The sequence below is a fragment of the Acinetobacter sp. S4397-1 genome, from assembly GCF_024129285.1.
GTDB lineage: Bacteria > Pseudomonadota > Gammaproteobacteria > Pseudomonadales > Moraxellaceae > Acinetobacter > Acinetobacter lwoffii_C.
Genome location: NZ_JAMXXZ010000022.1, coordinates 1 through 22929 on the forward strand (window position 1 = coordinate 1; position 22929 = coordinate 22929).

At 44.6% G+C, this 22929-nt stretch carries 18 protein-coding genes; 8 read left to right on the forward strand and 10 right to left on the reverse strand.

Features of this window, described 5'->3' with window-relative positions:
* Positions 1-353: 353 nt before the first annotated feature.
* Positions 354-926, reverse strand: coding sequence for a peptidylprolyl isomerase (locus tag NI467_RS10690; RefSeq protein ID WP_151208065.1), 573 nt, complete (start codon positions 924-926; stop codon positions 354-356).
* A gap of 104 nt (positions 927-1030) precedes the next feature.
* Here NI467_RS10690 and NI467_RS10695 point away from each other — a divergent pair, with 104 nt between their 5' ends.
* Entirely contained in the window at positions 1031-1702 is a 672-nt protein-coding gene (locus NI467_RS10695; RefSeq protein ID WP_151208063.1) for an acetoacetate decarboxylase family protein, read from the forward strand.
* 76 nt (positions 1703-1778) lie between these two features.
* Here NI467_RS10695 and NI467_RS10700 read toward each other — a convergent pair whose 3' ends face one another.
* Positions 1779-2849 carry an alpha/beta hydrolase gene (locus NI467_RS10700; RefSeq protein ID WP_151208061.1) on the reverse strand — a complete coding sequence of 357 codons (1071 nt, stop codon included), beginning with the start codon at positions 2847-2849 and terminating at the stop codon, positions 1779-1781.
* Positions 2850-3055: 206 nt separating this feature from the next.
* Here NI467_RS10700 and NI467_RS10705 point away from each other — a divergent pair, with 206 nt between their 5' ends.
* From NI467_RS10705 to NI467_RS10720, 5 genes are all read left to right on the forward strand, one after another.
* Positions 3056-3484 (forward strand): hypothetical protein, encoded by a 429-nt coding sequence (locus tag NI467_RS10705; RefSeq protein WP_151208059.1) that lies wholly within the window; start codon positions 3056-3058, stop codon positions 3482-3484.
* Between the two features lie 757 nt (positions 3485-4241).
* The gene (grpE, locus tag NI467_RS10710; protein WP_151208057.1) at positions 4242-4790 is read left to right on the forward strand and encodes a nucleotide exchange factor GrpE; all 549 of its coding nucleotides are present in this window, start codon (positions 4242-4244) and stop codon (positions 4788-4790) included.
* A 119-nt stretch (positions 4791-4909) separates the two neighbouring features.
* Positions 4910-6853, forward strand: a complete 1944-nt coding sequence (gene dnaK, locus NI467_RS10715) for a molecular chaperone DnaK (protein ID WP_151208055.1) — start codon at positions 4910-4912, stop codon at positions 6851-6853.
* Between the two features lie 744 nt (positions 6854-7597).
* The gene (locus NI467_RS14755) at positions 7598-7723 is read left to right on the forward strand and encodes a hypothetical protein (protein ID WP_258170045.1); all 126 of its coding nucleotides are present in this window, start codon (positions 7598-7600) and stop codon (positions 7721-7723) included.
* 164 nt (positions 7724-7887) lie between these two features.
* Positions 7888-8265, forward strand: a complete 378-nt coding sequence (locus tag NI467_RS10720) for a hypothetical protein (RefSeq protein ID WP_162850573.1) — start codon at positions 7888-7890, stop codon at positions 8263-8265.
* Positions 8266-8321: 56 nt separating this feature from the next.
* Here NI467_RS10720 and erpA read toward each other — a convergent pair whose 3' ends face one another.
* From erpA to NI467_RS10740, 4 genes are all read right to left on the reverse strand, one after another.
* On the reverse strand, positions 8322-8657 hold the full coding sequence (erpA, locus tag NI467_RS10725) for an iron-sulfur cluster insertion protein ErpA (protein ID WP_151205216.1): 336 nt from the start codon (positions 8655-8657) through the stop codon (positions 8322-8324).
* 119 nt (positions 8658-8776) lie between these two features.
* The gene (locus NI467_RS10730; protein WP_161982805.1) at positions 8777-9760 is read right to left on the reverse strand and encodes a putative solute-binding protein; all 984 of its coding nucleotides are present in this window, start codon (positions 9758-9760) and stop codon (positions 8777-8779) included.
* Between the two features lie 209 nt (positions 9761-9969).
* Positions 9970-10980, reverse strand: a complete 1011-nt coding sequence (locus tag NI467_RS10735) for a putative solute-binding protein (protein WP_151205214.1) — start codon at positions 10978-10980, stop codon at positions 9970-9972.
* A 250-nt stretch (positions 10981-11230) separates the two neighbouring features.
* A complete protein-coding gene (locus tag NI467_RS10740) occupies positions 11231-12235 on the reverse strand; it encodes a putative solute-binding protein (protein WP_253152920.1) in 1005 nt (334 codons plus the stop codon).
* A gap of 214 nt (positions 12236-12449) precedes the next feature.
* Here NI467_RS10740 and NI467_RS10745 point away from each other — a divergent pair, with 214 nt between their 5' ends.
* Positions 12450-14387, forward strand: coding sequence for an ATP-binding cassette domain-containing protein (locus NI467_RS10745; protein ID WP_253152922.1), 1938 nt, complete (start codon positions 12450-12452; stop codon positions 14385-14387).
* A 580-nt stretch (positions 14388-14967) separates the two neighbouring features.
* Positions 14968-16131 (forward strand): zinc-dependent alcohol dehydrogenase, encoded by a 1164-nt coding sequence (locus NI467_RS10750; RefSeq protein ID WP_253152924.1) that lies wholly within the window; start codon positions 14968-14970, stop codon positions 16129-16131.
* A 71-nt stretch (positions 16132-16202) separates the two neighbouring features.
* Here the strand turns inward: NI467_RS10750 and gyrB are convergent, their stop codons facing one another.
* The 4 genes from gyrB to dnaA all read right to left on the reverse strand — a co-directional run bounded on the left by gyrB (position 16203) and on the right by dnaA (position 22465).
* Complete coding sequence (gyrB, locus tag NI467_RS10755) at positions 16203-18668, reverse strand: DNA topoisomerase (ATP-hydrolyzing) subunit B (protein WP_174659042.1); 2466 nt, start codon at positions 18666-18668, stop codon at positions 16203-16205.
* Positions 18669-18722: 54 nt separating this feature from the next.
* Positions 18723-19805, reverse strand: a complete 1083-nt coding sequence (recF, locus tag NI467_RS10760; RefSeq protein WP_174659041.1) for a DNA replication/repair protein RecF — start codon at positions 19803-19805, stop codon at positions 18723-18725.
* Between the two features lie 27 nt (positions 19806-19832).
* Positions 19833-20981 (reverse strand): DNA polymerase III subunit beta, encoded by a 1149-nt coding sequence (dnaN, locus tag NI467_RS10765; RefSeq protein WP_174659040.1) that lies wholly within the window; start codon positions 20979-20981, stop codon positions 19833-19835.
* A 107-nt stretch (positions 20982-21088) separates the two neighbouring features.
* Complete coding sequence (dnaA, locus tag NI467_RS10770; protein ID WP_151208039.1) at positions 21089-22465, reverse strand: chromosomal replication initiator protein DnaA; 1377 nt, start codon at positions 22463-22465, stop codon at positions 21089-21091.
* Between the last annotated feature and the right edge of the window lie 464 nt (positions 22466-22929).

Genomic DNA, 22929 nt, shown 5'->3' on the forward strand with positions numbered 1-22929 from the left:
TAATTTAAACCAATCAATCAATGATAATATTTCGATCAATCAACCAGTAAAAATCCACACAAGTTGTTCTTCATAATCTCTTAATGATCTTTCTAATACCTCGTCAGTATTAGATGCTGGACTTCGACAATCCCAAACAACTCAACGCTTCGCGCTTCGTTCGTTCCGGTTATCTCGTCGGTATGAGGCTCATTATAGGGCAATTTCTTACACGTGCAAGTGCTTTTAACTCACAAGATTCACGATTGTTTTATTTTTATGCACCAAATTGGTTCACTTTCCCACCAATATTTACATAAACTTATAATATTAAACAAAAAATATGAACAAAATATTTCTATTTAGTTTTATAGTTATTTGTTCACGCTTGGTGTTTTAATCGTCACACTTTTAATTTGTACTGCTGTAACTGGTACATTCTGATGCATTCCATAATTACGGGTCGGGACTTTGGCAATTTTATCTACAATTTCCATACCCTTCGTTACTCGCCCAAACACCGTATAGCCTGCATTCATGGCTGAACGATCCAGAAAGCTATTATCAACCAAGTTTATAAAGAACTGAGCTTTTGCAGAGTCAGGCTGATTGGTACGTGCCATAGCCAAGCTACCGCGTTTATTTTGCAAACCATTATAGGATTCATTTTTAATCGCCGCTTTAGCATTTGGCTTTTCTTGCATCGCTGCATCGAAACCACCACCCTGAATCATAAAGCCAGGAATCACACGGTGAAAAATAGTGCCGGTATAAAAGTTGCTTTTGACATAGTCTTCAAAGTTTTTGCTTGAGATCGGTGCCTTGTCATTAAAGAGTTCAATTTCGATATTGCCAGATGAAGTCTGCATCTCAATCAGGGTATTTGCAGCAAAGCCCGGTAAGCTAATGGCAGCTAGTACGATGGCAGACAATGATTTTTTTAACATTTTTTAACTCATCCTTTATATAGATCCGCTTTGGAATGACGGTATATTAAGCTTTTATGTCCAATAATAGCAGTTGTCTGCCAATCAAATACAAGAGAATAATAATGAATTATGCATTTGCACAGGAACAAAATATCAATCAGTTCCCACCTTGGCATTTGCAAGGTGAAGGTTTTATTTTAAATTACTGGCTGACGCCCAGTTTTATCCAGCAGGCCAAAGCGTTTCGAGTTGCGCCTTCAGCATTGGGCCGCGTTGTTCAGGTCCTCTTAATACGTTACCAGAGTTCACCGGTGGGTCCTTATGATGAGCTGCTGATTTTAGATCATCCTCTAATCAGTAAGCGGCGCTTAAGCTCCATTCCCAAAATCTATGTATCTACTCATGAATCTGTAGCACATGGTCAGGCTTTATGGGGGATTCCTAAAGAATATGCTGAATTTGAGTGGGAGGAGCATCATCAGGACACGATTTGCCGTATCAGCCACCAAGGTCACCAGATGAGCCTCTCTATTCGCAAAACCCGCTCACCGCGCCAGTTCTATATAAATAGTCATCATATCCCTGCCTCAATGCTGAGAATCCAGCAGGCCTGGGAAGGGCAGCGTTTTGACTTTAGCCCTCAGTTCCGCGGTTATCTCAGCAAAGTTTTACAGGTAGAATGGCATAATACCGGAGATATTTTTCCCGACTTTTCCAAAGCCAAATATTTACAAAGCTTTTATATCCCGAAATTTAATTTAATTTTCCCTGAAGCTCAAATCTCTTCCAAATAAACAGTATTCATAAGCAGAATAATGATCTCAAAATATAAAAGGTGTTTTAGCAAACACCTTTTAAAATTGGCCCAGCCTAATTGCGTTTATCCCAAAATTTTCGAAAATCCCGAGCGATCTCGATCACATATTTTTTGGCCCGTTTAGAAATCGGGCTTAAATTAATAAACCCATGCGTCTGATCGACATAGTTTTTATGATAGACCCGTACACCATGCTGGCGCAATTTATGAGCATAAATAGAGGCTTCATCATGTAATAGATCATGCTGTGCGGTAATAACATAAGTCGGCGGCAGCTGTTTTAAATTACCATAAGTCGGTGAGACCAGTGGATCATCAAGCGCCATCTGGTGGTTTTCCACATATAGTCGGCTAACCAGATTAACATCCTCTTCAGACAAGACCAGCCCCTCTTTATAGGCATAAAAAGAAGGATGACGGCTCTTGAAATCGAGCACAGGATATAATAGTAATTGCGCCCGTGCTGCATAGCTCTTGCCAACACTGTGCTGTGCTACAACAGTTGCCAGATTACCACCGGCACTATCCCCCGCAACCGCGATCCGGTTTTTATAGATTTTGAGAGTTTTACTGTTCTGATGTGCCCAGGCCAGTGCATCTTCACAGACCTGCACGATTTGTAGCGGGCTATATTCCGGAGTTAAAGGATAGGCCACACTGAGTACCTGTACTTTGGCATGCACAGCCAGTAAACGGCAGAACTCGTCATGGGTATCCAGACTGCCGACCATAAAGGCGCCACCATGATAAAACATGATCATAGGCAGCTTTTTCTGCGGCGCAGGATGATAGTGCCGAGCCATAATGGTTCCGCTATGTAAGGGCAGACGGATATCTTCAACCATTTTCAGTGAAGTCGGCTTGCCCTGAATCGCTTTCATCTGCTGAATAAAATCGACCCGTGCCTTAGCTACATCCTCATGAATAAAACTGGACTTTCCCTGCTTGAGCTGAATAGCCATTAAACATTTAACAAATGGGTCCAGATCCGGATAGATATAAGGATAGTCCAATGCCTTGGCTAGAGCCTCCTGTGCCATACCAGGCATATGGTTCAGCATCCGTGCGCCGAATCCTTGTCCCTTTTCTTGTACATATTTCATTACCGGGTGAGTTTGACTCATGCTTTTCTGCCCCTTTTCTCTTAATTCTTCATATTTTCTACATGATCAGAAGTTTAGTGACCATTCTGTTATAGAAACCTTAATATCTAGGTACACAGAGGTTCTATGCAATACGCTAACCTGCTTTATAAAAGATGTCATTGACAATTTTCTTAAGATTTCTGATGTTTTTTGCGAGCTTAATTGTATTTTAAAGAAGGAAGCCTATGGCCACTAAAGTAATCACGCTAGCTCTTGCAACTGCATTTTTAGCTGTAGGTTGTGTGGCATTTCCGGAAAATGACCATTATGACGGCCGTTATGATCGGCGTGGTTATGACTATCACTATGATCAGGATCATCGTTATAACCGGCAGCGTTGGCAATATGAACAGCAACGCAAGCGTCTGGAAATGGAGCGGCGCAGACAAGAAGTTCGACACCGTCATTGGGAACAGGAGCAGCAACAGGATCTGAAACAGCAGCGCAAAAGTATATCAGCACAACGTCAGAAACAGACTGAAGCGCAACGCAAACGTCGCCAGGCAGCTGAGCAGCAACGTAAAAAAGCCCAGCAGAACCATTCTGGGCATCGAAGCTGGAATGATCGCCATCGCCCGCAACAGCAGTCTCACCGCGGGCATCGCCGCGATTGAAGATTCAAGCGCAAAAACTCAATATCAGCTATGCAATTTAAAACAGACGAAAAAAAGGCTTATCCAGAGATAGATAAGCCAGAAAAACAAGAAACTACAGCGGTAAAATCTGAGTTAGATCCTATTCATTTAAGGCTGAATTGTGAAATACTTTATTGATTGGTTATTAATCTTTTTTAAGTATAAAAAACCAGCAACCCAAAACCAAGCTTGAATAATTTTTCAATTAAAACAGCCAGCTATAATCTAAGCTAAAAGTGACTTTATTCGGCTCTCTCTTCGGAGTAAAGTCACTATTGACAAGGCAATCATACATTTTCCTTCAGCCTATTGGAAACAGATAAAATTTATCCTCTTCATCTAAAATTACGATTGAGCAATAGAATTTGTAATGAGGCAATGCATAGAAAATCCGGATTTAAGCCCACATCATTCGACTAAAGTCTACAATTGTTTAAAAAACCTCGGGTTTGTTAAAAATAACTTAAACTTAAGGATAAATTACGGTGCTTTTATTCTTGGCGCTGAGCTGTACTCAAGAGCTACTAGACGATAAAAGCTGTGCGACTTTTATGAATTTTTCAGACTTTGCTATAAATCCTAAAATTAATCCGTACTTGCGCTTGAATTTTTTGGGCCTGCCCCTATTTCTAAAGTAATTCAGTATTTCAATCATGGCAGTTCAGCATTAACTTGGTTAACACTGATGCCCAAAGGACTGTACATGTTTAAAAACCCATTTAAACGGAGTAAATCAATGGCAACTGAGCAAAACCAGCAGGCTCAAGAACTTGAGCAAGAGCAAGTGGAACAAGACACAGCACAAACTCAAGCAGATACTGAGCAGGCGGAGGTTTCCGTTGAAGCTTTAGAAGAGAAAATTGCCCAGCTTGAAGGCGATCTGAAACTAGAAAAAGCCCGTACGGCCAATGCAGTCTATGAAGCACAAAAAAGTGTGGAACGGATTCAACGCGAATCTGAAAAGCATAAAGATACGGTGCTGGAAAAATTTGCCAAAGAGCTACTGGAAACCGTTGATAACCTTGAACGCGCAATTGCCGCAGTGGGCGAGGAAAAGACTGCTTTTTCTGAAGGAGTTGAGCTTACCCTAAAATCTTTACTGACAACTTTGGAAAAATTTGGTGTGGTGGTGGTGGATACCGCCAATGGCTTTAATGCAGACCTGCATCAGGCAGTAGGTATCGATCCAAATGCCAAAACCAATGAAATTGGCAATGTGCTGCAAAAAGGCTATACGCTGAATAGTCGTTTATTACGTCCAGCAATGGTCATGGTTGGCGCCTAAAGCTAAGTATTTCGGGAGTTTGTGAAATTTTTTCTAAAAATTAACTTGAAAAAATTTGAATGGCTCTCATATCGGATAACAAGTGTAAATCACAAAAAAATTATTGAGGAAACCTCCAAATGGCTAAAATCATTGGTATTGACTTAGGTACAACTAACTCTTGCGTAGCTGTACTTGAAGGCGACAAAGTTAAAGTAATTGAAAACGCGGAAGGTGCGCGTACCACCCCATCTATTATTGCGTATAAAGATGGCGAAATTCTGGTAGGTCAGTCTGCAAAACGTCAGGCGGTAACTAACCCGAAAAATACCCTGTTCGCAATCAAGCGTCTGATTGGTCGTCGTTATGAAGATCAGGCCGTACAAAAAGATATCGGTCTTGTACCTTATAAAATCATTAAAGCAGACAATGGCGATGCTTGGGTTGAAGTAAACGATAAGAAACTTGCTCCACAGCAAATCTCTGCAGAAGTTCTGAAAAAAATGAAGAAAACTGCGGAAGATTATTTAGGTGAAACAGTGACTGAAGCTGTGGTAACCGTGCCTGCTTATTTTAACGATGCACAACGTCAAGCAACGAAAGATGCCGGTAAAATTGCTGGTTTAGATGTGAAACGTATCATCAACGAACCAACGGCAGCTGCCTTGGCATTCGGTATGGACAAGAAAGAAGGCGACCGTAAAGTGGCTGTCTATGACTTGGGTGGCGGTACTTTCGACGTTTCAATTATTGAAATTGCCGACCTGGATGGTGACCAGCAAATCGAAGTATTGTCGACCAATGGTGATACATTCCTGGGTGGTGAAGACTTCGACAATACCCTGATCGACTATCTGGTTGAAGAGTTCAAGAAAGAACAAAACGTGAATCTGAAAAATGATCCACTGGCATTACAACGTCTGAAAGAAGCAGCAGAAAAAGCCAAAATCGAGCTTTCTTCTTCTAACGCAACTGAGATCAACCTGCCATATATCACGGCTGATGCGACTGGTCCTAAGCACTTGGTCATCAATATTACCCGTGCAAAACTGGAAGGTCTGGTAGCTGATCTGGTTGATCGTACGATTGAGCCTTGCCGTATCGCCCTGAAAGATGCCGGTCTGTCAGCTTCTGATATTTCTGACGTGATTTTGGTAGGTGGTCAGTCGCGTATGCCACTTGTACAACAAAAAGTACAGGAATTCTTTGGCCGTGAACCACGTAAAGACGTGAACCCGGATGAAGCAGTTGCAATGGGTGCAGCGATTCAAGGTGCCGTGCTTTCAGGTGACAAGACTGATGTTCTGCTGCTTGACGTCACTCCGTTGACACTGGGTATTGAGACCATGGGCGGTGTGTTAACTCCAATCATCGAGAAAAACACCACCATTCCGGCGAAAAAATCTCAAGTATTCTCTACTGCTGCGGATAACCAGCCTGCTGTAGACATTTCGGTTTACCAAGGTGAACGTAAAATGGCTCAACAAAACAAATTGTTGGGTAACTTCCAGTTAGGCGACATTCCACCAGCGCCACGTGGTGTGCCGCAAATTGAAGTATCGTTCGACATTAACGCTGACGGTATCTTGAAAGTATCTGCAAAAGACAAGAGCACAGGTAAAGAGCAATCAATTCAAATTAAAGCAAACTCAGGTTTGAGTGATGCTGAAATTGAAGCGATGATCAAGGATGCGGAAGCGAATGCAGAAGAAGACCGTAAGTTTGAAGAGCTTGCCAAAGCACGTAACGAAGCAGACGCACTGGTTTCTTCTGCTCAAAAAGCAGTGAAAGATCTGGGCGAACAAGTGACTGCGGATGAGAAAACTGCGGTAGAAACAGCGGTTTCAGAGCTTGAAACGGCTACGCGTGAAAATGATGTAGAAGAGATCAAGGCGAAAACTGAAGCGCTGCAAAACATCATCATGCCGATCACGCAACGTGCTTATGAAGCAGCTCAAGGCCAAGCTGGTGCACAAGGTTTCGACCCGAATGCATTCCAGGGTGGTGAGGCTGGTCAATCACAAAAAGCGGACGATGGCGTTGTAGATGCTGAGTTCACTGAAGTAAAAGATGACAAAAAATAATTTGTCAGCTGACACCTAAAAAACCGCGCGCAAGCGCGGTTTTTTATTCCCTGCATTTTATAAAAAGAAAATGTCCATATTGATCATATTTTTTAGCTCGTCCGTTGAGTGTCTGCGACGACTTAAAGGCAGATAGATAAAACCAGACTTGTCGCTGCTATGCCTTTCAAAGTGCAGTTCTTTTGGAAAAATTAAAATAGTCAGCTAGATTATGTATAAACAATAATTTTAAAATCAAAGACCTATTCTGATTTTCTAAGTATTTTAGGCAGGAGACTCAGTATTGCAGGCTATGTAGACCCCGCCAATCCCATCCACCATTACCCTATAACTCGCTTAGTGAGCGGCTGACTCACTTCCTGGATACCCGTTTGCATTGAGTCCAGCTATTTGCATCACGAGAACAATTTAACCGCCTCACAAAGCTATCTTGCAGATCAGCAACGTTATCTGATCAGTCAGAAAAGCCAGATTGAAACGGAGTTTCCGGCATTGTCATAACGCAAAAATCAGCCTGATTTATTTGAACATGAACGTGAAAAAATTGCGACAGAGTCTCAAGATCTAGAGGTACAGGCAACCCGTTTTCAGTAAGAATACCCGTCTTTGCAGCAGCAACAGCAGACTGACTTTAATCTGCAACTGCCTGCCCATCAAAACGGCTTATAGCAGCAAAATATTCTGCACGCCCAGTAGCGTTCTCCTCCACGCGAATTTGATAAAGGCGTATGTACGGCCAGCCAGATGCAGATTTATCAGTTGGAAGCACAAGATGTTGGACGGCTGACCCTGGCACATGGACTGGGCCATGCTTTGGGACTTCTGCCTCCTCATGGTCTGAAAGCCCTGAGGTATCCGGTTTTGGGTTAGCAAACAAGGTAGGATTTTCAACTGCGACCTGCCGATAAAACCCTACTCTATCGCCGTTAATCTGGCTGAGCCAGAGGATATATTTATCGGCAGATGGACAATTAAGCAGCAGATAAAGGCATTTCATGCTATGGTGAAGGGTAGTATAGTGTTTTAAGCCATCTCTGGAGATTCGTGTGAGTTACTACCATATTTTAATTGAAGTAAAGGATCACATTAGTACGATTGATGAAACCCGTGATGTTGAAATCTTCGATATCAAGGAACTTCAACCTTATCTCCATTCGATTTTATTACCTTATTTTAATGAACAGTTAATTGAACTGGATGATGAAAATCTGGAATACAAAGATATTCTGCATCTAGAAATCAAACAGACCATTTTACCGATCAATGATCTCATTGAAGAAGAACAGCGACTATTACCTAGCGATACTGATATTACCATCAGTGCTTATGAGATTTTTAATAACCGTGACCTCAGCCAGGATGTCACTTCGGTTATTTTCGATCTGCTGGAAGCGGTCAAACTAGAAAACTAGGTTTAAGCGGGTATAAAAAAGTCCTCTAGATGAGGACTTTTTTATTATTACGAAACTTAGATCGAGAATGAAGAACCACAGCCACAGGTTGTGGTTGCATTCGGGTTTTGTACCACAAAGCGTGATCCTTCTAGACCTTCGATATAATCTACGACCGAACCTACCAGATACTGATAGCTGAGTGCATCCACCAGAACTTTCACGTCGCCATTTACAAATTCTGCATCATCTTCATTCTGGCTATCTGCAAAGTTAAAGCCATAAGAAAAGCCTGAACAGCCGCCACCAGTGACATAAACACGGAGCATTAAGTCTTGGTTACCTTCACTGTCACGCAACTGGCGTACTTTATTTGCGGCATTGTCGGTGAGCACAAGCGCTTGAGCATTCATGGCAGATCCTCTATTGAATAGTATGTCTTTAAAAAGAAAAGACCATATTTCAAGTATAACACTCAATATATGGTCAGTCTCTTGAGATTAAAAGTCAAATCTGACTTATTTTATCAGGATTATTTATAGTTCTCATCCTGTAAGGCACATTCGAAATTTTTTGGGTTCTGCTTACAGCGGAACTGCCAGAGCAATTTCATCATGCGTTTGTCATAAATCCCGCGCTTGGTCAGGTCAATTCGGGCATCACGCATCATTTTCTGATAGCCCGGCTTGTCAGCAGCAGGAATATCCATCCAGTATTTTTGCGGAATATCCGCCTTCATCTTACCTAAAATACCAAAAGCACGCGGCAACTGGCCCTTGACCCATTCACGTGATTTTTGTCCATAACCTGCCGGGAATTTGTCCGGGCGAATAATAATATTGCCGGTCACCTGCAAAATTGGGTAATTGACGATTGCACCTTTATTTCCTAGGCCTTTATGCAGCTCAAGTGGCTTAAAAGCAGCAGCTGGTGCTCCAATAATATCGACTTGACCATTATTAAACATGCTGGCAAAGTTGCTGATTTCAGCACTTACGGCTTGCGCACCGACCTGCTGTACCATAATTTTCTGTGCTTCATCATAGCTCAGTACCGCAATTTTTTTACCTGCTGCTTTGGCCACGGTATTGATACTGCGATCATTGACCAGCAGATAAGCGTCCCCGACCGGAATCACGCCGGCAATTTCATATTTCCCCTGTAGCATATGCTTGGCAAAGGTCGGGCTGGCCAGCCCCTGCATGACTTTAACGGCCAGCTTCAGGTCAGTGATGGCACCAATTGCATCCAGAGAACCAGTGAAATTATTAAACTGGCGGCCACGCATTCCGGTAACACTGATTGCATCACATTTACCCGCTTTAAAGTCTTCGGCCACCACGGCCTCATTGGTATTCACGCGCAGCTCAATATCGCCTCCCCAGTTTTTAGCAGCCAGCTGATAGTCTTTCATTAGGCTATATACATCGCCATTTTTACCGACCAGGTCAAATACACATACTACCTGTTTGGCCTGCGTCAGTCCCGAAATCCCGAGCAGGGCCGTACCCAGCATGAGCGCCTTCCATCCTTTTTTCATTCTGCTGTTTTCCTTATCAGATTGTTTTTATTTTTTCATATTGCATGTTCTTGTTTTTAGAGGAACATGTGGGGTGTCTCCTCTTCAGTCTAACGATTTTTTAATAATCTGCAATCGTATAACTGACGGCGATGCTACAAAAAAAGCCTAGACGAATCTAAGCTTTTTTTTCTTCCAGAAGCAGATTATTCACCCGATAATGAACATTCAAAGTTGGCCTTATCTATAGAGCAGCGTGCACGTTTCAGAACAGACATCATGCCAGCATCATAAATACCCCGCTTGGTCATATCCATACGTCCATCGCGTAACAGTCTTTGATACTTGGTTTTGTCTTCTGCGCTGAGGTTCATTTTGTATTTTGCCGGAATACCGGCTTCCAGACGGTTAATCATTGCAATACTTTTTGGCAGATTTTTCACAAACCAGTCACGGGATTTCTGGCCAAAGCCGGCCGGGAATTTCTCTGGACGAATCACTAAATCTGCACTTACCTGCAAGACCGGGAAGTTAAACATAGCACCATTACTGCCCAGGCCCTTATAAATCTCCAGCGGCTTATAGGCATAAGCCGGCGCACCGACCATGTCGACCTGACCATTGTTGAATTTCGCCACAAAGTTCGACACATCTGAAATAACAGCTTGAGCCCCAACACGCTGAACCATGATTTTCTGGGCATCGTCATAGCCCAGCACGGCGAATTTTTTACCGGCCGCTTTTTCAATCGAATTAATATTTTTATCACGCACGAAAATAAACGCTGAACCGAGTGGGGCGATACCGGCTATTTCATATTTTTTGCCCCCCAGATTACTGACCATTTTAGCTGCATTACGTTTGTCGAGCGCAAAAGTAATGGCACGCTGGGCAATGGTATTGCTTGGAGCACCGCCCAAGGCATCAATGGAGCCAGCAAATTTATTATATTGACGGGCACGCATCGCAGTCATAAATACAGCATCACACTTTCCTGCCTTAAAGTCATTATCCGCAACGGCCTCGTCCTGACGTGCAATCAGATTCACCTCAGCGCCCCAGCCTTTTGCAGCCAGTGCCCATTCCTGTGCCATCTGATAAGACTCTCCAGACTTACCCAGTAAGTCAAAGATACACACATCCACTTTTTCCGCAGCAGCCGTACCCGCAAAACCAAATGCAGAAAGTGCAACCAACGATAAAACTGCTTTTTTCATTCTATTCATCCTTTTGAAATCTTGTTGTTAACTGAGTGTCCATACACATCATAAATCTTAGCAAGTTTATTAAAAAAATAGAGCAATTACTCAAATATGGCATGTCATTTCAGGAAATTTATATGTCTTTTCATGCATATATTTTTTTATTACCCATTTAAGTTATTTAATTTCAAATACTTATATTATATAAATTCATCTATATTTTTATATATCTGAAAAGACAATTACAAAATAAAACATACTGTTTTTATTCACCGCCAATTGAACACTCAAAATTGGTTCTTTCCACCGTACAGCGCGCCCGCTTGAGCACGGTCATCATCATCGGGTCATAAATCCCCTGCCTGGTCAGATCCATACGGCCGTCACGAAGAATTTTTTGATAATTCAGCTGCTCATCCCGGCTCAGGTTCAGAATATATTTGCTCGGAATCTCCGCTTCCATACGTTTTACCATAGCAAAACTGCGCGGCAGCTGCTTGATAAACCATTCCCGAGATTGAGCCGCAAATTGAGGCGGAAATTTTTCCGGACGGATAATCAGGTCTGCTGTGACATTAACCACGGGAAAGTTAATCATGGCTCCTTTGCTGCCCAAACCTTTGGACATTTCCAAGGGTTTAAAGGCATAAGCCGGCGCAGCCACGATGTCGACTTCACCCTGATTAAATTTACGGATAAAGTTAGAAATGTCCGATTTCACCGGAATGGCTTCAATACGTTTGACCATGCTGGTTTGGGCATGATCATAGTGCAGCACCGCAAACTTTTTATCTTTGATATGTTCCAGCTGATTCATGCTGCGGTCACGGACAAAAATATAGGCCGGTCCAATCTGGCCAATGCCTGCGACTTCAAATTTTTCCTTGCCATTTTGGCTGACAAGCCGTTTGCTATTACGCTTGTCCAGCACATAACTGATGGCCTTCATTGCAATATCATTGCTCGGTACACCACCTAGCGCATCAATCGAACCGGCAAATTTGTTATAGGTTCGGGCGCGCATGGAGGTCATGTAAAACGCATCGCATTTTCCAGATTTAACGTCCTGATCCACTTTGGCTTCATCCTGATAGCCACGTAGCTGAACGCTTGTACCCCACTGTTTACTGGCCAGCGCCCATTCTTCGATCAGCTTGTAAGATTCGCCCGACTTTCCAAGCAGATCAAATACGCAAACTTGCTGCGGCGTGGCAGAAGCAGTTGAGACCAGTATTGTCATGAGCGATAAAATCAAAAATTGTTTTTTCATTTTTATTGAACTCGCTGTAATCTGTTCATTAAAATAAGCAGCAATCTATTATTTTTAAAAAATTAGAGTAATTATTCTAATTATTTCTATCATAACCAAATTTAAAGTTTTTAAAAGACAGGTCATCTGCAAATTGCGATGGAAGTCTTTTTTGTTTTCAGCGAGCTTTCTATTAGAATAGCGCTATTATTTTTTGCCCGTGTTAGTAAGTTCAATGATCCAGTTTGACCAAGTTTCCTTACGCCGTGGTGGGCGAGTATTATTTCAAAAAGCGTCCATGCAGCTGCATCCTGGCTGGAAAATTGGTTTAACCGGAGTCAATGGCGCAGGCAAGTCCACCCTATTTGCCGCGCTACTCGGAGAGCTGGGGGCTGATGAAGGTTCACTGAGCCGTCCATCAATATGGACCGTAGCGCATATGGCACAAGAAATTAAAGCGCTGGACATGCCAGCCATTGATTTTGTGCTGTCAGGAGATGAAGAATACTGGCATATCCAGCAGCAGCTGGCACAGCCTGAACAGCTTTCTGATACGGAGCTGGCACAGCTACATGGCCGTTTTGACGAGATTCATGGCTATTCGGCACCGGCCAAGGCGGCACAACTGATGGCCGGCCTCGGTTTTATGGATCACCAGCTCCGTCTAGCGGTATCCAGTTTTTCTGGTGGCTGGCGGATGCGCCTGAATCTGGCACGGACCCTGATGAGCCGTTCAGATTTACTATTACTCGATGAGCCGACCAACCATTTGGACCTAGATGCGATTCTGTGGCTAGAAGACTGGTTAAAAGCTTATGAAGGGACTTTGGTACTGATTTCGCATGACCGCGATTTTCTGGATGCGGTGATTGATCATATTCTGCATATCGAGAATCAGGAACTGACGCTTTATACCGGTAATTACTCAACCTTTGAAGTGACCCGCAGTGAACGCCTATCCCAGCAGCAACAGGCCTTTGAAAAGCAGCAGGAAACACGCGCTCATCTGCAAAAATTTATTGACCGTTTCAAGGCGAAAGCGACCAAGGCCCGCCAGGCCCAAAGCCGGATCAAAATGCTGGAGCGTATACAGGAGCTGGCACCTGCCCATATCGATACGCCATTTACCTTCAGTTTCCGTGAGCCGACAAAAATGAGTTCGCCACTGCTGACGCTGGAGCAGGCAGAAATTGGCTATGGTGATAAGTCCATTGCCCAGAACATCAATCTGCAAATCACACCAAATTCCCGGATTGGTCTGCTCGGTATGAATGGTGCGGGTAAATCGACCCTGATCAAGTCTCTTGTCGGTGATTTACCTCTGTTAAATGGTCAGCGTAAGGCCTCTGAACTCCTGAATATCGGATATTTCGCCCAGCACCAGATGGATGCCTTAGATGGCCAAGCCAGTCCAATGCTGCAACTGGCACGTCTTGCTGATCCAAAAATCAGCGAAGCCCGCTTAAGGGCTTTCCTGGGTAGTTTCGGCTTTAGTGGCGAACGGATGGATACATCTTGTGAAAGCTTCTCTGGTGGTGAGCGTGCGCGTCTGGCGCTGGCGCTGATTGTCTGGCAACGTCCAAATGTGCTGATTCTAGATGAGCCCACCAACCATTTAGATCTCGATATGCGTCATGCCCTGACCATGGCCTTACAAGACTTTGAGGGTGCTGTGGTACTGGTATCGCATGAGCGACAACTCATCGCCACGGTCTGTGACGAGTTGCTGCTGGTACATGGCGGGCGCTGTACAGAGTTTGAGGGAGATTTGCAGGACTATGCCAAATGGTTACGCGAAGCACGCCAGCAGCAGATCAATGCGCAAAATACCTTAGTTAAGGCTCAAACAGTTACAGAGACGAAGCCGGCTGCACAGAAAGTCGATAAGGAAGCCCAACGTAAACTGGCAGCCCAGCGCCGCGAGCAGACCCGTCCCATCCGCAAGAATATTGAAAAGTATGAAACCCAGATTGAAAAGCTGCAACGGCGTCTGGCTGAGATTGAAGACTTGCTGGCCAATAGCGCTTTATATGAGGCATCACGTAAAGATGACCTGCTAAAGCTGATGAATGAGCAGACCGAACTCAAACAGAAGCTGGAACAGGCCGAAGAACATATGCTGGAACTTATGATGGAGCTAGAAACGCTGGAGCAGTCATTTCTGGACAGCTGAGTTCTGACCACTTTTTTATCTTAAAGAGCTGAGGCGCGGTGGACAATTCGCCTATGTCTGCAACATGAGAGCTATATTTCGCAAGAGTTTTTATGCTGATATGAGGCAGGAAATTCAGTCCTTCTAAAGGAAGGAGTCATAACGAGCTAGCAGTAAAAAATATGCTCATCCTGAACGTCTGGCGCTAAAATTTTTCCAGATTTTGTTATGAAACTTGGCAATAGTCTCGCTATTGCCAAGTTTCCTGCCTCATCTGCTCAGGTTTAGCTTATCACGCAATCTATTTACACAATGATCAACAGCCCCTCACTGTTTATCTAGTTAACCTCTTTTTTTAACACTCAAATTCATCTATTTGATTCAAAATTTTTTCTTTCCTCCAGTTTAAAAAGTTTCAAGCTGTTTTAGCAGGGAATTACGTAAGGCCTCTATAAGTTTATTTTTTAAACAGTTGGATGTCCTATTTCATACATTAATTTACAGCGCTTCCTCGCTTTCTCGGGCTCTAATAAAAAAGGTTTTTAATTTCTGGCAGTCTTGAGATGAGTCTGTTGAATATTGAACGAGAGAGGAGATCCGCATGCGTGCTCTTAGCTATCATGGTATTCGAGATGTACGAGTTGAATCTGTTCCAGATCCGGTTATTCAGGAACCAGATGATGTCATTTTAAGGGTGACTGCCACCGCGATCTGTGGTTCAGATTTGCATCTTTATCGAGGAAAAATTCCGGCCACAGAACAGGGTGATATTTTCGGGCATGAGTTTATGGGCATCGTGGAAGACATCGGCCCGGAAGTCAGCTCGGTCAAAAAAGGAGACCGGGTTATTATTCCCTTTGTGATCGCATGTGGTCACTGTTTTTTCTGCGAACATGAATTGATGGCTGCCTGTGAAAATACCAACAGCGGTCATGGGGCGATCCTGAATAAAAAACAGATTCCACCCGGTGCAGCCCTGTTTGGTTATAGCCATCTGTATGGCGGCGTTCCTGGGGGGCAGGCTGAATATGTGCGGGTTCCCAAAGGCAATGTCGGGCCTTTTAAAGTCCCCGGCTCATTACCAGATGAAAAAGTCCTGTTCTTGACGGATATTCTACCCACCGCTTGGCAAGCCGTGAGCAATGCGCAGGTCGGTCGCGGTTCCAGTCTTGCGATTTATGGAGCAGGTCCAGTCGGTCTGCTTGCTACCGCCTGTGCCCGCATGCTGGGCGCCGAGAAAATTTTTATGGTCGATCACCATCCTTATCGCCTGCGTTTTGCCCATCAGACCTATGGAGCGATTCCGGTTAATTTTGATGAGGTCGATGCGGCAGAATTTATCATCCAGAATACTGCCGGTCATCGGGGTGTAGATGCCGTGATTGATGCGGTTGGTTTTGAAGCCAAAGGCAGCCTGGTAGAAACCGTGATGACCAATCTGAAAATTGAAGGCTCCAGTGGTTTTGCCCTACGCCAATGTATCGCCGCAGTACGTCGCGGTGGGGTGGTGAGTGTGCCGGGAGTTTACGCCGGGCCAATTCATGGCTTCCTGTTTGGGGACGCTTTTGATAAAGGACTGACCTTTAAAATGGGACAAACCCATGTGCATAAATTCCTGCCCGAATTGCTGGAGCATATTGAAAATGGCAATCTTTCGCCAGACGTGATTATTACCCACCGCATGAAGCTGGAAGAAGCGGCGGAAGCCTATCGTATTTTTGATCAACGTGAACAGGATTGTCGTAAAATTATTCTGACGCCATAAAGACCGCTTCAGCCAGCAAGCAAAAAGCGCCCCGAAAGGCGCTTTTTTAGTCTGAGCTTTATCCTGAGCAATCAGGTATCAATATCGGCATTCAGGGCATTTTCTTCAATAAAGGCACGACGCGGTTCAACATCATCGCCCATCAAACAAGAGAACATACGGTCCGCTTCAATCGCATCCTGTACCGTCACCTGTAACATATGACGGTTTTCAGGGTCCATTGTAGTTTCCCAGAGTTGGTCGGCATTCATCTCGCCCAGACCTTTATAACGCTGGATCATCATACCGCGGCGTGAGTCTTGCAGAATATGCTGCCAGACCTGATGGAAATTACTGACCTGAATTTTGCGCTCACCTTTTTGTAAATAAGCCCCCTCTTCCAGCAGGCTAAACCAGCTTTTCGAGTTTTTCAATAAGCGCGCATACTCACTTGAACCGAGCAAACCAGCATCAATCAGATAATGATGTGGCAAGTTATGCACATAAATAGTGATTCGAGGTAACCAGCTCGCCACTGTTTGATCATTCAGTTCTTTTTCAAAGCGTTCCAGGCTCAGTTCAGGACGTAAGCCAGGCTGAATGCGCTCAATTGCTGCACGCAGCTGTTCACCCCAGCGGGTAACATAGTCCTCGTCTTCAAGCTGATCTAGCTTAAAGGCCTCGATTGAAATCAGGGCATCCAGCAGGCTGGCAGGATAACGCTGGGTCAAACGTGCCAAACTCTTTTGCGAGGTTTGGTAGTCTGCAATGACATTCGCCAGTGCTTCACCGCGAATGGCAGGGGCTTCTGCGCTAACATGCAATTCCAGTTCATCAATGGCATTGGAAATCAGATAAGTTTCCAGGGCATCATTGTCCTTGATGTACTGTTCCTGCTTGCCTTTTTTCAGTTTGTACAGCGGTGGCTGGGCAATATAGATATGGCCACGCTCAACCAGTTCCGGCATTTGACGGAAGAAGAAGGTTAAGAGCAGTGTACGGATGTGCGAACCATCGACATCAGCATCGGTCATGATAATAATTTTGTGATAACGCAGCTTATCCGGATTATATTCTTCACGGCCAATCCCACAGCCAAGTGCAGTAATCAGGGTGCCCACTTCGGCAGATGAAATCATCTTGTCAAAGCGTGCACGTTCCACGTTCAGGATTTTACCTTTAAGCGGCAAAATCGCCTGCATCTTACGGTTACGGCCCTGCTTGGCCGAACCACCGGCAGAATCACCCTCGACCAGGTAGAGTTCAGATAAAGCCGGATCCTTTTCCTGACAATCTGCCAGTTTACCCGGCAGGCCTGCGATATCCAGGGCGCTTTTACGGCGCGTCATTTCCCGGGCTTTACGTGCCGCATCACGGGCACGTGCGGCATCAATAATCTTGCCCGCAATTGATTTAGCCGCTTGCGGATTTTCCAGCAGATATTCCGCAAAAGCCTTATTCATGGCCTGCTCAACCGCAGACTTCACTTCACTGGACACCAGTTTTTCTTTGGTTTGTGAAGAAAATTTCGGATCGGGTACTTTTACCGAAACAATCGCGGTCAGACCTTCACGTGCATCATCACCTGATACGTTCACCTTCTCTTTTTTGAGCAGGTTTTCATTTTCCATATAACTGTTGAGGCCACGGGTCAGCGCAGCACGGAAACCGGCTAAATGTGTACCACCATCTTTTTGCGGAATATTGTTGGTGAAGCAGCGGACATTTTCCTGATAAGAATCATTCCATTGCAGGGCTACTTCGACGCCAATGCCATTTTCAGCCATGGTCGTAAAGTGGAAGATATCATTCAGATGGGTCTTGCCTTCATTAATATATTTAACAAATTCAGACAATCCGCCTTCGAAATCAAACACATGCTCTGCATGAATACGCTCGTCACGCAACACAATGCGTACGCCAGCATTTAAAAAAGACAGTTCACGCAAGCGACGTGCCAGAATGTCCACATTAAAAATGGTCTGGCTAAAGGTTTCTGTACTTGGCCAGAAACGCACATGTGTCCCGCTCTTGTCGGTCTCGCCGACCACCGTTAAGGGGAACTGCGGGTTACCGTGACGGTATTCCTGCTGATGAATTTTACCCGCACGCTGGATGGTCAACTCCAGCTTGCTGGACAAAGCATTCACTACCGACACGCCTACACCATGCAAACCGCCGGAAACTTTATAGCTATTGTCATCAAACTTACCACCAGCATGCAGAATGGTCAGAATTACTTCGGCAGCGGACACCCCTTCTTCTGGATGGATATCCGTTGGAATACCACGGCCATTATCAGAAACCGAGACAGATTCATCTTCGTGAATAGTCACGATAATTTCATCACAATGACCGGCCAGTGCTTCATCAATCGAGTTATCGACTACCTCGAACACCATATGATGCAGGCCGGTACCATCGTCTGTATCACCAATGTACATGCCCGGACGCTTACGGACAGCATCTAAACCACGTAGTACCTTGATGCTAGAGGAATCATAAGCCTTTTCAATGGTTTGTTCTGTTTGAGAAGCAGCTTGATCTTCTGAACTCATGGTTTCTCCCTAGTAAAGTATAGGTTTATACAAAGATGGGTAAAATTAAAAAAATTATCGCACAACAACTTCAACTGTATCGTTTTCAACCCGGAATAACTGATACGAAATAGACAGATCATGGAGGTGCTTTTGTACTGATTCATGGTCTAAGGTGGTAATAAAAACTTGACTACCTAGCTGGCTCAATCGTTCAATTAAACGTTGTTGTGCAGTTAAATCTAATTCTGCTGTCACATCATCTAATAATACCACAGTTTCCTTGTTACTAGCATGCAGCATTGCGATTTGCGACAGTTTTAGCGCCATCATCAACAGTTTCTTTTGGCCGCGTGACAGAATCACATCCGCCTCCCCCAAGGGAGTTTTGAGCCGTAAATCGGCACGATGTGGACCATATTCGGTATAGCGCCGTTCACAGTCTTTTTCATGATAATGGGTCAGGTCATTCAGCAGACCAGTTTCACTATGAAAGCCTGGGCTGTATTCCAGACGAATCTCCAGATCAGGCAGTAACTGCCTTAAATCTTCCTGAAAAAAGCCTTTCCACTGTTCCACGATCGTCACCCGCTGCGCATGTAAGATCTCGCCATATTCACTCAGCATCAGGTTCCACGGCTCCAGCTCAGACAGGCTTAAGAAACGCTTGGACTTGAGCAGGCTATTACGCTGCTTCAGGGCCCGGGCATAATATTGCCAGGTATGATAAAACTCTGGTTCCACGTGGAACATCAACCAGTCCAGTAGCTGGCGACGCGGCTTGGCACCATGGTCAATAATGTCAGTACTTTGCGGATCAATCAGTTGCAGCGGGAGCAGTTTGGCCAGCTGGCCTTGGGTTGCCACCGGATCACCATTAACCTTGATCAGCTGTTCACCACTGGCCATTTTCTGCATGCCGATTTTTTCAGTCTCGGACTGGGCAAACACGATTGCATCCTGAGCACCGTACTGGATGTAGTTTTTAGGAATATGGGTACGAAAAGAGCGGCCGCTAGCCAGTAAATGAATGGCTTCCAGTACTGAGGTCTTGCCAGAGCCATTCTGGCCATAAAAAACGTTAAACGGCTGCAATCCGTAGAGAGCAACCGTCTTCAAGTTTCGTACACGCTCAATATGTAAACGCGTAATATGCATCGTGTGGACTTATTTCTTCCAAAAGGTTTAGACGCGCATTGGCATCACGACATAGGTCTGGTCAGTCTGCGATGGGTCCTGAACCAGGACTGACTGGTTGGCCTCAGTCATGGTCATAGTGACATCTTCGCCATCCAATACCCCCAATACTTCAAGCAGATATTGGACATTGAATGACATTTCCATCGGCGCATCTACATATTGAATCGCCAGATCTTCAATCGCTTCATCCTGCTCCGGGTTATTGGCACGTAATTGCAGGGAATCAGCATTAAAGTTCAGGAAGACGCCACGTAATTTTTCATTACTGAGAATGGCAACACGTTGTAAAGACTGCTTGAACACATCATGAGCAATAATGACACGTTTATCACCACCACGCGGAATAACACGGCGATAATCGGGGAATTTACCATCAATCAGTTTCGTCGTGAAACGTACTGTGATATCGCCCTGCTCTTTATCCCGACTTGCTACTGTAATGGTGACATTTAATAATTCACGGCCAATCAGTAGGGATAACTGGTCATCTTCTACACTGAGCAAACGTTGTAATTCAGCCACCGCTTTACGTGGCACAATGGCCTGGATCGGCTGGGTCGTAGTCGCTTGCGCTACAGTCTCACACAGGGCCAGACGGTGGCCATCGGTAGTCACTGCACGCAATTGATTGGCATCAATTTCCAGCAAGGTACCGGTCAGATAGAAACGCACATCCTGTACTGCCATGGCAAAAGCAGTTTTTTCAAACAGGCGTTTCAGTTCACGTTGGGTGACGGTAACTTGGGTACCTTGCGTATTTTCAGTGCTTAAAAGCGGATAATCATCGGCAGGCAAAGTCCCGAGTACAAAACGGCTATTGCCTGATTTTAAAATACAGCGCTGATCATCAGTAATTTGCAGGTCAATTAATGCCGCAGAAGGTAAAGACTTACAGATATCAATCAGTTTGCGTGCCGGAACCGTGGTTTCCCCTGCCTGCAGGCAAGCGCCTTCGGCCAATGGGGTGCTGGCCACCAGCTCTACTTCCAGATCTGAGCCTGTCACCGTCAAGGCTTCAGCAGTGACCTGGATTTTCAGGTTGGACAGAATATTTAAGGTATGGCGACGTTCAACCGCTCCTACGACATGTGATAGAACATTCAGTAAGCTCTCTTTCGCGATTTTTAAACGCACGGTACATTCCTCTAACAACTGAAGATTAAGATAAATTTTGATTTTTTAGCAGTGTACTATGCGGCAAAATAAGCCGCATAGCAAGAACAGAATTTGAGCGTTTCCGGTTAACTTTGCAACAGGCGTTGCAGGTTTTTATAGTCCTCATTAAAGATCGGATCTTGCTCACGCAGACTTTGTACTTTCTCACAGGCATGCATCACGGTACTGTGATCGCGACCGCCAAAAGCCATGCCAATTTCCGGAAAACTGTCACCAGTCAACTCACGTGCCAGGCCCATGGCCAATTGACGTGGACGGGCATAAATCCGGGTACGTTTGGGACCGACCAGCTCCTTTAAAGGAATACGGAAATATTCACTGACGACACGCTGGATATTTTCGGTGCTGATGGTTCTCGCACGAATCGCCAATACATCTTTCAGGGATTCACGGACAACATCCAGGTCAATCGGTGTTCCTTTAAAACGGGAAATGGCCACGACCTTATTCAGTGCACCTTCCAGCTCACGTACATTGGCCACCACCTGTTGGGCAATGAACAGCGCACAGTTACGCGGCAAGTCCACCCCGGTGTTTTCGGCCTTTTTCAGCAAGATTTCAATTCGGGTTTCAATATCGGGCGGTTCCACCCCCACAGACAGACCCCAGGAAAAGCGGGAGACCAGACGCGGATCCAGTTCGGTCAATTCCTTAGGATAACGGTCCGAGGTCAGGATGATCTGCTTGGACTCATCCAGAAGTGCGTTAAAGGTATAGAAGAATTCCACCAGACTGGCTTCCTTACCGGCCAGCAAGTGAATATCATCGACCAGTAGCAGATCCAGTGAGCGGCAATTTTTCTTAAATTCTTCGACTTTCCCCTGCTGCAAAGAGCTGACAAAGTCCCGTACAAAACTTTCTGCGGTCATATACATGACCCGCGCATTCGGCTTGGCCTGTAAAAGTGCATTACCGACTGCCTGCATCAGGTGGGTTTTACCCAAGCCGGTAGGCCCATATAAAAATAAGGGATTATGTTGTGATGCGCCCAACTGGGTTAATACCTTGCGACAAGTTTCAGCGGCCATCTGGTTAGAGCGGCCTTCCACAAACAAAGAAAAGGTAAATAAAGGGTTCAATTGACGCTTGCGGTTATTTTTCGCAGTGTCTTCTTTTTCTCTTTTCGGTTTGGCCACCGGCGCAGGCATCGAAGCCAACGCTGCTGTAGTGGTCGCCGGCTGTTCACTGGCAGACAGGATGACACCCGGACGGGAATCCACCAGAATTTCAACTTTACGTACCCGGCCTTCTGACAACTGTTCGGCCAGAATTGAAATCAGCTCCAGATGATGCTCTTGAATGTAACGTGTCCAATAAGGATTCGGAGCATAGAGACGCAAAGTATCATCTAACTCTTCCGCCACTAATGGGCGAATCCACATTGTAAAGACATTTCCAGAGAGCTCTTGTCGCAAGCGATTTAAGCAGTCTGTCCAAAGCATGTGAATCCCCTATTCATTCCATTGTTTATTTAAAAGATGGCGACGGCCAAAGCGGGCCGCCATTCTAACCAAGTTATCCACATCTGTCATGGCTATTTCCGCAGATTTTGTGCAAAAACAGTCCAAAATGGATAAATTTAAATTTAAAAGGCTGGTGTGGATAAGTTTATCCGCAAGCTGTGGATAAAATATATCACAAAGTTATCCACAAAGTATAAAATTAATAGAAACAGTTTTACCCACAACCTAAGTTTATGTTTATTTAGAATAAAACTACCTTTTCCACAGAAAAACCCCTCCATAATAGTAATAAATTTAAATTTATAAATTTGAATTTATATATAAGATTCGACTTTTCTGTGGATAAACATAATTCGGTTAAATTTAAATTCAAAACCACAATCCAAATTTAAACCTGTTACAGTATTGTGGATAACCGTGTTGATATAAATGTTAATAACTTA